This is a genomic window from Streptococcus sp. 27098_8_91, assembly GCF_041432385.1.
Taxonomy (GTDB): Bacteria; Bacillota; Bacilli; order Lactobacillales; family Streptococcaceae; genus Streptococcus.
This window is the reverse complement of the sequence record NZ_JAPVZN010000001.1, coordinates 357,455-371,937: the sequence shown is the minus strand read 5'-3', so window position 1 is coordinate 371,937 and position 14,483 is coordinate 357,455. Positions and strand designations below refer to the sequence as shown.

General features: G+C 40.4%; 12 protein-coding genes. 9 read left to right on the top strand and 3 right to left on the bottom strand.

Annotated elements, in window-relative coordinates; all coding sequences use genetic code 11:
• The first annotated feature begins 1 nt into the window (after position 1).
• From O3611_RS01695 to O3611_RS01680, 4 genes are all read left to right on the top strand, one after another.
• The gene (locus O3611_RS01695; protein WP_049503410.1) at positions 2-451 is read left to right on the top strand and encodes a threonine/serine exporter family protein; all 450 of its coding nucleotides are present in this window, start codon (positions 2-4) and stop codon (positions 449-451) included.
• A gap of 176 nt (positions 452-627) precedes the next feature.
• On the top strand, positions 628-1,800 hold the full coding sequence (locus tag O3611_RS01690) for a hydroxymethylglutaryl-CoA synthase (protein ID WP_371607606.1): 1,173 nt from the start codon (positions 628-630) through the stop codon (positions 1,798-1,800).
• Complete coding sequence (locus O3611_RS01685) at positions 1,800-3,074, top strand: hydroxymethylglutaryl-CoA reductase, degradative (RefSeq protein ID WP_371607605.1); 1,275 nt, start codon at positions 1,800-1,802, stop codon at positions 3,072-3,074. Before O3611_RS01690 ends, O3611_RS01685 begins: the two co-directional genes overlap by 1 nt.
• Positions 3,075-3,327: 253 nt before the next feature.
• Positions 3,328-3,501, top strand: a complete 174-nt coding sequence (locus tag O3611_RS01680; RefSeq protein ID WP_371607604.1) for a hypothetical protein — start codon at positions 3,328-3,330, stop codon at positions 3,499-3,501.
• 244 nt (positions 3,502-3,745) lie between these two features.
• Here the strand turns inward: O3611_RS01680 and O3611_RS01675 are convergent, their stop codons facing one another.
• Together O3611_RS01675 and O3611_RS01670 are read right to left on the bottom strand one after the other, a co-directional pair.
• On the bottom strand, positions 3,746-4,711 hold the full coding sequence (locus tag O3611_RS01675; protein ID WP_049528006.1) for a LacI family DNA-binding transcriptional regulator: 966 nt from the start codon (positions 4,709-4,711) through the stop codon (positions 3,746-3,748).
• On the bottom strand, positions 4,692-6,146 hold the full coding sequence (locus O3611_RS01670; RefSeq protein WP_049528003.1) for a sucrose-6-phosphate hydrolase: 1,455 nt from the start codon (positions 6,144-6,146) through the stop codon (positions 4,692-4,694). Before O3611_RS01670 ends, O3611_RS01675 begins: the two co-directional genes overlap by 20 nt.
• Positions 6,147-6,510: 364 nt before the next feature.
• On the opposite strand from O3611_RS01670, the gene O3611_RS01665 reads away from it, so the two are divergent.
• Both O3611_RS01665 and scrK read left to right on the top strand, forming a co-directional pair.
• Positions 6,511-8,391, top strand: coding sequence for a sucrose-specific PTS transporter subunit IIBC (locus O3611_RS01665; protein ID WP_000185532.1), 1,881 nt, complete (start codon positions 6,511-6,513; stop codon positions 8,389-8,391).
• Positions 8,392-8,531: 140 nt separating this feature from the next.
• Entirely contained in the window at positions 8,532-9,419 is an 888-nt protein-coding gene (scrK, locus tag O3611_RS01660; protein ID WP_371607603.1) for a fructokinase ScrK, read from the top strand.
• A 40-nt stretch (positions 9,420-9,459) separates the two neighbouring features.
• Here scrK and O3611_RS01655 read toward each other — a convergent pair whose 3' ends face one another.
• Positions 9,460-10,650: a cation diffusion facilitator family transporter gene (locus O3611_RS01655; protein ID WP_371607602.1), complete on the bottom strand. Its 1,191-nt coding sequence runs from the start codon at positions 10,648-10,650 to the stop codon at positions 9,460-9,462.
• Between the two features lie 266 nt (positions 10,651-10,916).
• Here O3611_RS01655 and O3611_RS01650 point away from each other — a divergent pair, with 266 nt between their 5' ends.
• The 3 genes from O3611_RS01650 to O3611_RS01640 all read left to right on the top strand — a co-directional run bounded on the left by O3611_RS01650 (position 10,917) and on the right by O3611_RS01640 (position 14,443).
• Positions 10,917-13,601, top strand: coding sequence for a cation-translocating P-type ATPase (locus tag O3611_RS01650; RefSeq protein WP_371607601.1), 2,685 nt, complete (start codon positions 10,917-10,919; stop codon positions 13,599-13,601).
• A gap of 107 nt (positions 13,602-13,708) precedes the next feature.
• Positions 13,709-14,119, top strand: coding sequence for a peptide deformylase (locus O3611_RS01645; protein ID WP_075231423.1), 411 nt, complete (start codon positions 13,709-13,711; stop codon positions 14,117-14,119).
• Positions 14,120-14,278: 159 nt separating this feature from the next.
• Positions 14,279-14,443, top strand: a complete 165-nt coding sequence (locus O3611_RS01640; RefSeq protein WP_075231422.1) for a DUF3953 domain-containing protein — start codon at positions 14,279-14,281, stop codon at positions 14,441-14,443.
• The last annotated feature ends 40 nt before the right edge of the window (positions 14,444-14,483 follow it).

Below are 14,483 nucleotides of genomic sequence, written 5' to 3'. Positions count from 1 at the left end.
TATGACACTAACAACATTTTTATTGCAAGCTCTGGCAAGTTTGCTTGCCATTATTACCTTTTTAATCGTTTTAAATGTCCAGCGTTCCATGCTTATCCCTGGTGGAGTTTTAGGAATGTCTATCTGGCTACTCTATCTGATACTCAAGGAACCAACCAATGTTATTTTGGCAACCTTTATTGCTGCGGTGATTGGTTCTTGTGTCAGCCAAATTATGAGTATCCTCTATAAGACACCAGCGGTTGTTTTTGCTCTGGCAATATTGGCGCCGCTAGTGCCAGGTTATCTGTCCTATCGAACCACTTCCTTCTTCGTTACAGGTGATTACGGCCATGCCATTTCTAGTGCCATGTTAGTCATGATGCTAGCTCTCGTTATCTCTATTGGAATGGCAAGTGGAACGGTTTTGTTGAAATTGTATCATTATCTCAAAAAGAATCGAGCTAGCTAAGACTCGATTTTTTATAGCCCTAAAGTTCTGTTTGTTGGATCAGTCTAAAAATGAAATAAGGTTTTAAAAATGAACTTGATTTGGTGAATCAAGTCTTTTTTAGCTCATTTGACCTCAATTGTGATAAAATAGAGGTGAACGATTTTTTACAATGAATGATAAAAATAGAGGTAAATATGACAATCGGTATTGATAAGATTGGTTTTGCAACCAGTCAATACGTTTTGAAATTACAAGATTTAGCGGAAATCCGAGGAATTGATCCTGAAAAATTGAGTAAAGGACTCCTTTTAAAAGAATTGAGTATTGCTCCTTTGACAGAGGATATTGTTACCTTGGCTGCCAGTGCAGGTAATTCTATCCTGACTGAAGAAGAGAAGCAAGAGATTGACATGGTTATCGTAGCGACAGAGTCTGGGATTGACCAGAGTAAAGCTGCAGCTGTCTTTGTACACGGTTTGCTAGGAATTCAACCATTTGCTCGTAGTTTTGAAATCAAGGAAGCTTGCTATGGTGCAACTGCGGCACTTCACTATGCTAAGTTACATGTAGAGAATTCTCCTAAATCAAAAGTTTTGGTGCTGGCTAGTGATATTGCAAGATATGGTGTCGAAACTCCTGGAGAACCAACTCAAGGTGCAGGATGTGTTGCTATGTTGATTAGCCAAAATCCACGTGTTATGGTCTTCAATAATGATAATGTTGCACAAACTCGTGATATTATGGACTTCTGGCGTCCAAATTACTCGACAACACCATTTGTAAATGGGGTTTACTCAACACAGCAATATCTTGATAGCTTAAAAACGACTTGGGAAGAGTACCAAAAGCGTTATGACTGTAACTTGGACGATTTTGAGGCTGTATGTTTCCACTTGCCATATCCGAAGCTAGCTCTCAAAGGATTGAAAAAAATCCTAGACAAATCCTTGCCTCAAGAGAAAAAGGACTTGCTTCAAAAGCACTTTGATGAATCTATTATTTATAGCCAAAAAGTTGGAAATATCTATACAGGTTCACTCTTCTTAGGTCTCTTGTCTCTTCTTGAAAATTCTGATAGTCTCAAAGCAGGTGATAAGATTGCCCTCTACAGCTATGGTAGTGGTGCTGTATCTGAGTTCTTTAGTGTGGAATTGGTTGAAGGCTATGAAAAACAATTGCAGAATAATCGCTTAGACTTGCTAGATCAACGTCAAGCTTTGAGTGTTGCTGACTATGAACGAATCTTCTTTGAAGAAGCAAACTTAGATGAGTCTGGTTCTGCAATTATGTCAGGCTATGAAGGACAAGACTATGCTCTGGTTGAGATTGTAGACCACCAACGTCGCTACAGCAAGGTTGAAAAATAATGAAAAAGAATTGGAATGGATTTGCTAAAAAATCAATTCAAGAGCGCCTAGAGCTAGTTAAGTCTCAGACGCTTACTACTATTGAAGCCCAAGAAAGTCTTGACCGGAATGAAAATCTCAGTCTAGCAGTTGCGGACCAATTGAGTGAAAATGTGGTAGGAACCTTCTCGCTTCCTTACTCAGTAGTTCCAGAAGTTCTGGTAAATGGTCAGGAGTATACCGTTCCCTATGTGACCGAAGAACCATCTGTAGTTGCTGCAGCCAGTTTTGCTAGCAAAATTATCAAAAGAGCAGGCGGTTTTACTGCTCAGGTTCACCAACGCCAAATGATCGGTCAAGTGGCTCTCTATCAAGTCCCAGATAGGGACTTAGCTTGCCAGGCTATTCTAAGTCAAAAAACGGATTTACTCGAACAAGCAAACCAAGCCTATCCTTCTATTGTCAAACGTGGTGGTGGAGCGAGAGAGCTAACAGTTGAAAAAATTTCTGGTGAGTCTGACTTTTTAGTGGTTTACCTCCATGTCGATACTCAGGAAGCAATGGGAGCTAATATGCTCAATACCATGCTTGAAGCTTTAAAACCAAGTCTAGAAACTCTCAGTCAAGGGCAAAGTTTAATGGGGATTCTATCCAACTATGCCACAGATTCTCTAGTAACTGCCACCTGTCGTATTGCCTTTCGTTATTTGAGTCGCCAGAAGGATGAGGCTCGTGAACTAGCAGAAAAAATGGTTTTGGCCAGTCAGTTTGCCCAGGCTGATCCTTATCGAGCAGCTACCCATAACAAAGGAATCTTTAATGGAATAGATGCTCTCTTGATTGCGACTGGAAATGATTGGCGTGCCATCGAAGCAGGAGCGCATGCCTATGCCAGTCATGATGGTGCTTATCGAGGTCTCAGTCGTTGGACTATGGATTTGGAAACTGAAGAACTAATTGGAGAGATGACCATGCCGATGCCAGTTGCTACCAAGGGTGGATCAATTGGTCTTAATCCTCGTGTAGTTCTTAGCCATGAGTTGCTAGGTCATCCATCAGCTAAGGAATTGGCCCAAATTATCGTGTCAATTGGTCTTGCACAAAATTTTGCAGCTCTTAAAGCTCTTGTCAGCACAGGGATTCAGCATGGACATATGAAACTACAAGCAAAATCCTTGGCTCTTCTAGCAGGAGCCACAGAGGCTGAAGTACCTAAGTTGGTAGAAAGCTTGATTGCTGAAAAAACTTTTAATTTAGAAAAAGCCCAAACTCTTTTGAAAAACTTAAGATCATAAGAAAAACTCAGACTGGTTTGATTTTTAGCGCTTTTTACTGTTTTTTCAAATAAAAGAAACTCAAATACAGAATCGTATTTGAGTTTCTTAATTCAACGACAGTGTTTGACAGTTTTTCTGTTTTTGTTCAAAAAAACAAGATGTATGCATTGATAACGCTTTGATTTTTATTATAATATAACTGTAAATTATTAAGATTCCTAATCAAAAAAATATAGAGAGGAGGATTTTTGATTAGGAATAAAAAATTAAAATGGTGAGTGTTGCATTACTTAGTACAGTAATATTGAATATAGCACTTACAGAAGGTGTTTCAGTTGTTCATGCTAATGAGGTGGCTTCAGCTACAAAATTTGAAAATGCTGTAGTTGACATGGGGTCTACTATTTTGGGAATTAAGGTAATTGGTGATAACTGTTTTGAATAAGAAATACAATATAGTTTTATTTTTATTATTTATAGTCTATTTGTTTGGGTACTTCTCAATTTCAAAAAATTTAATTCCTATAATGTGTGTGATCCAAATATTTTTATTAGAAAATATATTTAAATCTCAAAATAAGCTTATCCAAATAGGTAAAATTATAATTATTATTGCTTCTATAATATTATTTATTGATAGTATACTAAATTAAGAGTCTGAGAACTATTTTGTCTCAGACTCTTTTTGTTTAAATACTTTTACCTGGTAAGAGGCTGACTGGTAAGAAATAACCAGTCGTGGCAACTTCTTTTCCTTCGATTTTTTGAAGGAGTAAATCAACTGTCAGGCGAGCAATTTCTTCTAAAGGTTGTTTAATGGTAGTAAGATGAGGATAGAAATTCTCGATAAAATAAGTTCCATCGTAACCAATAACCTTGAGTTGTTCTGGAACAGAGATGCCAAGTTCCTGGGCGATCTTCATTACCAAGATGGCAGTCAAATCATCCGATGCGAAAATAGCATCTGGTTTTTGTTTTTTCAGAATACTTTTGATTTCCATTTCCTTGCGGAGGGGTGAAAAGTCACTGGAAATATTGATGATGGGAGCTTTTGGGAAGATAGAAGCAAAGCCTGCATGGCGAAGTCCAGTTGGTGAATTGGAGTTGTCATTACCTGTAATCATAATGACAGACTTGGATCCAGTTTTAGCCAAGGTTTGAGCTGCTAGGACTCCACCAGCATAGTTATCAGAGGAAACGACAGGAATGTCTGGTGATAGGTTTCGGTCAAAAGAAATGATTGGAGCCGTTACGCGATTGTAGTCCTCAATCCCTAAGTTATGGCTACCAGAGATAATGCCATCCACTTGATTAGCTTCTAGCATTTCAAGATATTCACGTTCTTTTTCCGAATCGTGCTCACTATTACAGATGATGGTCTTATAGCCGTTTTTGAAGAGTTCGTGCTCCAGTTTGTCAATCAATTCAGCATAGAAAACATGGCTGATTTTTGGGAAAATCAACCCAATTAACTTGGCTGATTTCCCTTGGAGGCTACGAGCAAGGTTGTTGGGTTTGTAGCCTAACTCCCGCATGGCCTCATTGACCTTTTGAATAGTTTTTTCTGACAGGTAGCCCTTTTTATTGATAACACGTGAGACAGTAGTTGGGCTGACGCCTGCTAGTTCTGCGACATCAGTTAGTTTTGCGACCATATTCTAATTCGTAGTAAGTTCCAGTTGGGGTTCCAGATTTAATGAGGATTCCATTTTGATCTTTGTGAGGGAAGACACGACCAGAAAATACTTTTTCTCCTTTATTGATGAAAATTTCAAAGACTGAATTATCGATGAAGATATTTACAGTAGTAGCTTGGTTGTCGATTGAACATGAGCGAGTAGTTCCAAATTCTTGAGCATATTGCTCACCTGCTTGACTGCGGTCAACAGTAACTTGACCATTGACAAGGTCAAAATTGATAGAGAGTCCTTTGCCATCTTTGTCAGCAAGAAGAACGATTTCACTTTGACTATTGGCTGCTAAGTTAAGCTCGAGCTCGTAGGTGTTTTTGGTTTCAGAACGATTTGAAAATTCCTCTTGTGAAGCACGGAGTTCTTTGATAGCAGCTACAGGATACTGATAGAGTTTGCCATCTTTAATGGTAAGTTCCTTGACCAATGAGAAAGTCCCTTGGTGATCAAAACGATCAGATGGATAAGACACATCTGGCAAACCAAGCCAACTAACTGCCAGAGCACGTCCATCAGGAGCATTGAAGGCCTGAGTGGCATATGCTTCGAAACCATAGTCTAGATTGTGTAGTTCAGACACATCTACCATACGAGCATTTTCAGGATCGAAGGAAACACCGATTTTATACATATTTGGATAGATATTATCGTAGTCAAGAACCTTTTTATCCAAACCTTGTGGGCAGTAGAGAAGGACAGGTTGTTCTCCAACAAAGACAAGATTTGGGCACTCCATCATATAGGCAGTACGGTCATTGTTGAAGTCAAGATCACCAACTTCTTGCCAGTTTGTATAATCATTTTCGACAGCTTTGTAAAGACGGATAAACCCTTTTTTCTCCAAGTCTTGACCACCAACGATAGCGTAGTATTGTCCTTTAAAGTTAAAAATCTGTGGATCGCGGAAGTGGTCAGTAGCATCAGCAGGCTGATCAATCAAGATCTTATCAATCTTTTTAATATTTCCATCCTTATCCATCAAGGCACCAATCTGATAAGGGTGGCGAACCCAATTTTCATCACGGACATTTCCTGTATAGAATAGGAACAATTGATCACCAAACTGCATAGCAGATCCTGAGTAAGCGCCGTGGCTATCCAGTGGAGTATCAGGTAAGATTTTTACACCTGTTTCAGTAAAGTGCACCAAATCGTCACTCTCAAGTTGAACCCAAGATTTCAAGCCGTGGGCTGCTCCAAAGGGGAAGTTTTGGTAAAATACAATCCACTTACCATCAAAATAAGAAAAACCGTTTGGATCGTTGAGAAGTCCTTCCTTTGGTTCAATGTGATAGCTGACATGCCATGGGGATTGCACCATCTTTTCTTGGATTTCTTTTCTTTCTTCTTGTGTCCAATCTTCATAACGTCTGTAACGACGTTCAGTAGTCCATTCCATTTCTATTTCCTCCATAAATTCTACTATCTTAATAGTAAACGTTTCCTTATAAAAAAGCAAGTCTTTTACACTAAATTAAAGAAAAAAATGTCAAACGATTGACAGAGTTTGGAAACGTAATTTTATGGAAAATGATGAAAATATGAAAGTTTTTGAAAAACTTTAAAGTAAAAACCTTGATTTTAGAGGGTGTTATGGCTGTGTTGATGAAAAAAATAGCAAAAACAATCAAAAAATAAAAAATAGCAAAATTTTTTCTGCAAAACGCTTGACATATTTTTTAAACGTGATAGAATAATATTCGTGGGGCGAGTAAAATCGCTTTCAAACAAGAACAAATTTTTTTATAAGGAGATTTTTGCAAATGACCAATACAGAAATTGCAAAAAAAGTCATCGAAGCCTTGGGCGGACGTGAGAATGTTAACAGTGTAGCTCACTGTGCTACTCGCCTTCGTGTTATGGTGAAAGATGAAGCGAAGATTAACAAAGATGCTATTGAGAACTTGGAAAAAGTTCAAGGTGCTTTCTTTAACTCAGGTCAATACCAAATCATCTTTGGTACAGGTACAGTTAACAAGATGTACGATGAAGTCGTAGCTCTTGGTTTGCCAACGACATCTAAGGATGAGATGAAGGCAGAAGCTGCTAAACAAGGAAATTGGTTCCAACGTGCCATCCGTACTTTTGGTGACGTCTTTGTTCCAATCATTCCAGTTATCGTAGCAACTGGTCTCTTCATGGGTGTTCGTGGTCTCTTGAATGCTCTTGGAATGACACTTCCAGAAGATGTTACAACTTACACTCAAATCTTGACTGACACAGCATTCATTATCTTGCCAGGTTTGGTTGTTTGGTCAACCTTCCGTGTATTTGGTGGTAACCCAGCTGTTGGTATCGTTCTTGGTATGATGCTCGTTTCTGGTTCACTTCCAAATGCCTGGGCTGTTGCTTCTGGCGGTGAAGTAACTGCTATGAACTTCTTCGGATTTATCCCAGTTGTTGGTTTGCAAGGTTCAGTTCTTCCGGCCTTCATCATCGGGGTTGTCGGAGCTAAGTTTGAAAAAGCTGTTCGTAGAGTGGTTCCAGATGTACTTGATCTCTTGGTAACACCATTCGTAACACTCCTCGTAATGTCAATTCTTGGTTTGTTTGTTATCGGACCAGTCTTCCACGTTGTTGAAAACTATATCCTTCTTGGAACAAAAGCTATCCTTAACTTGCCATTTGGTCTTGGTGGTTTCTTGATTGGTGGAGTTCACCAAGTTATCGTTGTATCAGGTGTTCACCACATCTTCAACTTGCTTGAAGTTCAATTGCTTGCTACTGACCATGTTAACCCATTCAACGCTATCATCACAGCTGCCATGACTGCTCAAGGTGCTGCAACAGTAGCCGTTGGTGTTAAAACTAAAAATCCAAAACTTAAAACACTTGCTTTCCCAGCTGCTCTTTCTGCCTTCCTAGGTATTACTGAGCCTGCTATCTTCGGGGTTAACTTGCGTTTCCGTAAACCATTCTTCCTTTCATTGATCGCTGGTGCAATCGGTGGTGGATTGGCATCTATCCTTGGTCTTGCTGGTACTGGTAATGGTATCACAATCATCCCTGGTACAATGCTTTACATTGGTAACGGACAACTTCCACAATACCTTCTTATGGTAGCTGTATCATTCGCTCTTGGTTTTGCTCTTACTTACATGTTTGGTTATGAAGATGAAACTGATGGAGAATCAACTGTAAAAAAGCCTGAAGTTAGCGAAGAAGTAGTAGAAACTGCATCTAAGCTAACAGACGAAACAATCCAAACACCAATCGTTGGTGACGTAGTTGCCCTTTCAGATGTTAATGACCCAGTCTTCTCAAGTGGAGCTATGGGACAAGGTATCGCTGTAAAACCTAGTCAAGATGTTGTTTACGCCCCAGCTGATGCTGAAGTGACAATCGTCTTCCCAACAGGACATGCTTATGGTTTGAAAACTGCAAACGGAGCTGAAATCTTGATCCACGTGGGTATCGACACTGTTTCAATGAACGGTGAAGGATTTGACCAAAAAGTTGCTCAAGGTGACAAGGTTAAAGCTGGAGATGTTCTTGGAACATTTGACTCAGCTAAGATTGCTGCTGTAGGTCTTGATAACACAACAATGGTTATCGTGACAAACACTGCAGACTTTGCTTCAGTAAATCCAGTTGCTTCTGGAACAGTTGCTAAGGGTGATGCAATCATCGAAGTTAAAGCTTAATAAATCAAAAAAACGAACAAATGTCATGTTTGTTCGTTTTTGATTGAATCGTAAAATTTACAGAGGAAAAACTAAAATATAGAGCAACTTTCCTTCTGGAATTATGCTATAATAGAGAAAATAAAAACTAGAGGTTTATCATGACAAAATTATATGGAAGCTTGGAAGCGGGCGGTACAAAATTTGTCTGTGCTGTCGGTGATGAAAACTTTAACATTGTAGAAAAAACACAATTTCCAACAACAACTCCTATCGAGACAATCGATAAAACCATCGAGTTCTTTTCAAAATTTGATAATCTTGCAGGTCTTGCAATTGGTTCATTTGGTCCCATTGATATTGACAAAAACTCAAAGACTTATGGCTTTATCACAACAACTCCAAAACCTCACTGGGCAAATGTGGACTTGCTTGGTGCCCTCCGTCGCGCTCTAAACGTTCCAATGTACTTCACAACAGACGTAAACAGTTCTGCCTACGGTGAAGTAGTAGCACGTAATAACGCAGGTGGACGAATCGAAAACTTGGTTTACTACACAATCGGTACAGGTATCGGAGCTGGTGTTATCCAACGTGGTGAGTTTATCGGTGGCGTGGGTCACCCTGAGATGGGACACTACTATGTGGCTAAACACCCAATGGATATTGAAAAAGAATTCAACGGTGTTTGTCCTTTCCACAAAGGATGTTTGGAAGGCTTTGCGGCTGGTCCAAGCTTAGAAGCTCGTACAGGAATTCGTGGTGAAAACATCGAACTTAACAACTCTGTATGGGATGTTCAAGCCTACTATATCGCTCAAGCAGCAGTAAACGCAACTGTAACTTTCCGTCCAGACGTTATCGTATTTGGTGGTGGGGTTATGGCCCAACAACACATGCTTGACCGTGTGCGTGAGAAATTCACATCCTTACTCAATGGTTACCTACCAGTTCCGGATGTACGCGACTATATCGTGACACCAGCTGTTGCAGGTAATGGTTCGGCTACACTTGGAAACTTCGTTCTTGCTAAGAGCGTAGCAAAATAAGTAAAAAAAATGAGGTCGAGATTTATCTCGGCCTCTTTCTTTAGTCTTTTTCAATTTTCGTTTCCTGATGGAATATATTTTGCCAAGTTTCATGTCTGCGCCAGATACTTGTATGGATGGTGTCACCAATCTGATAGCGGATGAGTTTTGTCTTCTGACTAATGGAGGTCAAGTGAAGTTCCTTGATAGCAGAGGTTAGTTCTTTTTCCTCCTTATAGGATTCCTTGTCTAGTTCTTGTCCGTCTTGGCGAATATAAATAAAATCTTCAGCCAGTAATTCTTCCAATTGATTTCCTTGGTCAATTAGTTGCTCTCTCATGAGCAATTTTTTATAGACATTATCTAGAATTTCATCTTCAGGAATCGGTGCTGGTTCGATATGAATATCGGTATCAAAGACGCCAAAGCGTTCTGATAACATGGATTCAACCTGATCTGCAATTTTGTGACTTTCGAAAACGGAGAGGTCTGGATTCATCTCGAGAGTAATGTCTAGATAAATATTACTTCCATAAGTACGACCCCGTTGTGATTTGACCTTGCTAATCTTAGGGATTTCCATGATAGCCTTTTGGTAATCTTCGAGCAAGTGCTCATCAAAACCATCTGAAAGGCTGAAGGATGACTCGATAAAGATATCGTAGGCAGTTTTGAGGATAAAGAAGGTGATAACGATGGCAACCAATTTATCCACGAGAGGGAAGTTAAAACTGCTGGCTAGGATGGCGATAGTGGTTCCAAGTGAAGTGACCGCATCTGATAGATTGTCCTTGGCAGCTGCTTTCAGTGCCTTAGACTTGGATTGCTTGCTGAGGTGAGTGTTGTAGAGATAGACTCCAAACATAATCACTGCAGAAACCACTCCCAAAATCGCTCCAAGTGGGTCAATCACAGTTTCTTCGCGACTGATAATCTTTTGAATCGTATCTCGTAAGACATCAAAACCAACATAGAACATGATGATAGAAGTGATAAGACTTGCCAAGTCCTCGATTTTCCAGTGACCGAAACGATGGTCTCTATCTGCTGGCTGTCGGGCCAATCGAATCCCTATGAGGAGGGCAACATTTCCGATGATATCAGAAACGTTGTTGAAACCATCCGCCACCAAACTGGACGAGTGAAGGAGGTGGCCCGCTGCTAACTTAGCTGCTGACAAGAAAAGGTAGGTCAAGATGCTAATAATAGCACCTCGCTCAGCTAATTTCAAGTTTGAAACTGATTGATTCATCTGACTCTCTTCCTAGAATTTTTGTATTCTATCATTATACTGGTTTTGTAAGGAAAATTCAAATGGAGGTGACTCACTCCACTCCAGCACTTGAAAATTTTTGAAAATCTGTTATAATAGAACTACTCAAGGGAGTAGCTGGCGGTTAACCGCGATAGTGTCGTCATTACGAATTATTTCCGGCACTATATTAAACAGCGAGACTTGTTTTTTTAAAAAACAGGTCTCTTTTTTTGTAAAAAGAGGCCAAAAAGGAGGAGACTGTTTTGTCAAAAGAACAAAATAAAGACTTGTTTTATACGCAATCTTCTGAGGAAGTCCTAAAGAATTTGGACTCATCTGTTGAAGGTTTGTCAACTGCCCAGGCTCAAGAACGCTTAGCGACTTATGGTCGAAATGAGTTAGAAGAGGGCGAAAAACGTAGCCTACTAGCTAAATTCCTTGATCAATTTAAGGATTTGATGATCATCATCTTGCTGGCGGCAGCCGCACTTTCTGTGATTACAGAAGGCATGGACGGTTTAACAGATGCCATTATCATCTTGGCCGTAGTTGTCTTGAATGCAGCCTTTGGTGTTTACCAAGAAGGGCAAGCTGAAGCAGCCATTGAAGCGTTGAAAAATATGTCTAGCCCAATGGCCCGTGTTCGTCGTGATGGTCATGTCATTGAGATTGACTCAAAAGAATTGGTGCCTGGGGACATCGTCTTGCTAGAATCTGGAGATGTGGTGCCTGCCGATATGCGTTTGCTGGAAGCGGCGTCTCTTAAAATCGAAGAAGCTGCTCTTACTGGTGAATCTGTACCAGTTGAAAAAGATATTACTCAAGTGGTGGAAGCAGCTGCTGGTATCGGTGATCGTGTCAATATGGGTTACCAAAACTCAAACGTAACTTACGGTCGTGGTATTGGTGTCGTGACTAACACTGGTATGTATACTGAAGTTGGTAAGATTGCGGATATGTTGGCCAATGCCGATGAGACAGAAACACCATTGAAGCAAAGCTTGGAACAATTATCTAAAGCCTTGACTTACTTAATCGTTGTGATTGCGATTATCACTTTCTTGGTTGGTGTCTTCGTTCGTGGAGAACATCCGTTAGAAGGCTTGATGGTTGCGGTTGCTCTTGCGGTTGCAGCGATTCCAGAAGGTCTCCCTGCTATTGTAACTATCGTTCTCTCTTTGGGAACAACAACCCTTGCTAAACGTAATTCGATTGTTCGTAAATTACCAGCAGTTGAAACGCTTGGTTCAACAGAAATCATTGCATCTGATAAAACAGGTACCTTGACCATGAACCAAATGACTGTTGAAAAAGTTTATACTAACGGTCAATTGCAAAGCTCTGCAGCTGAAATTGCTGCAAACAACAATACGCTTCGCATCATGAACTTTGCCAATGACACTAAAGTGGACCCATCTGGTAAATTGATTGGAGATCCAACGGAGACAGCCCTTGTACAGTTTGGTTTGGATCACAGTTTTGACGTTCGTGAAATCTTGAAGGACGAGCCACGTGTGGCAGAATTGCCATTTGACTCAGAACGTAAACTTATGTCTACAATCCATAAGGAAGCAGACGGTACTTACTTTATCGCTGTTAAGGGTGCCCCTGACCAATTGCTCAAACGTGTGACACGTATTGAAGTCAATGGGGAAGTTCGCCCCATCACAGAAGAAGACAAACAAGCTATCCTTGCTACCAACAAAGATTTGGCTAAACAAGCCCTTCGTGTCTTGATGATGGCTTATAAGACAAACAACGAAATCCCAACCTTGGAATCTGAAATCGTTGAGTCTGACCTCATCTTCTCTGGTTTGGTCGGCATGATTGACCCTGAGCGTCCAGAAGCAGCAGAAGCTGTTCGTGTTGCTAAGGAAGCAGGAATCCGTCCAATCATGATCACGGGTGACCACCAAGATACAGCTGAAGCTATTGCTAAACGTCTTGGAATCATCGATCCAAATGACACCGAAGACCATGTCTTCACGGGTGCTGAGTTGAATGAACTCACTGATGAAGAATTCCAAAAAGTCTTCAAGCAATACTCTGTTTATGCTCGTGTGTCTCCTGAACACAAAGTTCGTATCGTGAAAGCATGGCAAAAAGAAGGCAAGGTTGTTGCCATGACTGGTGATGGGGTTAATGACGCACCATCACTTAAGACAGCTGATATCGGTATCGGTATGGGGATTACAGGTACAGAGGTTTCTAAGGGAGCTTCTGATATGGTCCTTGCAGATGACAACTTCGCAACCATTATCGTAGCGGTTGAAGAAGGACGTAAGGTCTTCTCTAACATCCAAAAATCTATTCAATACCTCTTGTCTGCCAATATGGCTGAGGTCTTCACCATCTTCTTTGCAACCCTCTTTGGTTGGGATGTGTTGCAACCAGTGCACCTTCTCTGGATTAACTTGGTAACAGATACTCTTCCAGCCATCGCTCTTGGTGTTGAACCAGCTGAGCCAGGCGTTATGACCCACAAACCTCGTGGACGTAAGTCTAACTTCTTTGATGGTGGTGTCTTCGGTTCTATCATGTATCAAGGTATCTTCCAAACCATGCTGGTTCTTGGTGTCTATGGTTGGGCAATTCTCTTCCCAGAGCATCAAGTTCAAAGTGAAATCCACGCAGATGCCCTTACAATGGCCTTTGCAACTCTTGGTTTGATCCAATTGCTCCATGCCTTTAACGTCAAGTCTGTTTACCAATCAATCTTTACGGTTGGACTCTTCAAGAACAAGACCTTTAACTGGTCAATCCCAGTTGCCTTCATCCTCTTGATGGCTACGATTGTGGTTCCAGGATTTAACAGCCTCTTCCACGTTTCACATTTGAGCTTGACTCAATGGATAGTGGTTGCTGTAGGAGCACTTATGATTGTTGTCCTTGTTGAAATTGTTAAGGCAATCCAACGAGCACTCGGAAAAGATAAAAACGCTATTTAAGCACTATGAAAGTCATCTTCGGATGGCTTTTTTGCTTTTATATTTGACAAACAGAGATAGATTTTATGCTATAATCAAGTGGAATGATAAAGATGGAGGAATAGTAGTTGGAAAAGAAAATTGTCAAAGATATGATGTTTTTATCGCAGGTATCTCAGCCTGCTAGTCAGGAGGATTTACCCCTAGCAAAGGATTTACAAGATACCCTACAGGCCAATCGTGAGACCTGTGTTGGACTAGCGGCCAATATGATTGGGGTGCAAAAGCGCGTCATTATTTTTAATATCGGCATGATTCCCATGGTCATGTTTAATCCCGTTCTCAAGTCTTTTGAAGGGCCATATGAAACGGAGGAAGGATGTTTGTCTTTGACAGGAGTAAGACCGACGACTCGGTATGAAAAAATTACAGTAAGCTACAGAGATATTCATTGGAAAGAACAGACAATTACCCTGACAGGTTTTCCGGCTCAGATCTGTCAGCATGAATTGGATCATTTGGAAGGGGTTATCATATAGACTTGTTTTTCCAAGAGAAGTGTCAATCCTTTGAAGGTTAAGTTGGTAAGGTTAACTATCTCAAAACCTTCAAGTTTAAGGAAACAACCTCGTTTTTCTTGTAATCTTGTTTAAAATTTGTGATAATGGATGAAAGAATAATAAATGGAGGACAGTCAAATGGGATTTTATCTGATGATTGGTTCGATGTTGCTTGGTCTTTTAGCTTTGAAGATAGGATTTTCTCATCTAAAGGAGAAAAAGGTTAATCTGTCATCTATCTTGACAAGCTGCCTTGAGACAGCACTAGTTCTCTTTGCAATCTGGTTAGGATTGCCAAAATAAGCAAAGAAGCCTCGGTATTAACCGAGGTTTTTAGGCTCAA

Coding starts and splice junctions, on each gene's coding strand:
- O3611_RS01665 (WP_000185532.1), top strand. CDS start 6,511: ATGACCAATACAGAAATTGCAAAAAAAGTCATCGAAGCCTTGGGCGGA.
- O3611_RS01640 (WP_075231422.1), top strand. CDS start 14,279: ATGGGATTTTATCTGATGATTGGTTCGATGTTGCTTGGTCTTTTAGCT.
- O3611_RS01655 (WP_371607602.1), bottom strand. CDS start 10,650: ATGAATCAATCAGTTTCAAACTTGAAATTAGCTGAGCGAGGTGCTATT.
- O3611_RS01690 (WP_371607606.1), top strand. CDS start 628: ATGACAATCGGTATTGATAAGATTGGTTTTGCAACCAGTCAATACGTT.
- O3611_RS01680 (WP_371607604.1), top strand. CDS start 3,328: ATGGTGAGTGTTGCATTACTTAGTACAGTAATATTGAATATAGCACTT.
- O3611_RS01675 (WP_049528006.1), bottom strand. CDS start 4,711: ATGGTCGCAAAACTAACTGATGTCGCAGAACTAGCAGGCGTCAGCCCA.
- O3611_RS01670 (WP_049528003.1), bottom strand. CDS start 6,146: ATGGAATGGACTACTGAACGTCGTTACAGACGTTATGAAGATTGGACA.
- O3611_RS01685 (WP_371607605.1), top strand. CDS start 1,800: ATGAAAAAGAATTGGAATGGATTTGCTAAAAAATCAATTCAAGAGCGC.
- O3611_RS01695 (WP_049503410.1), top strand. CDS start 2: ATGACACTAACAACATTTTTATTGCAAGCTCTGGCAAGTTTGCTTGCC.
- scrK (WP_371607603.1), top strand. CDS start 8,532: ATGACAAAATTATATGGAAGCTTGGAAGCGGGCGGTACAAAATTTGTC.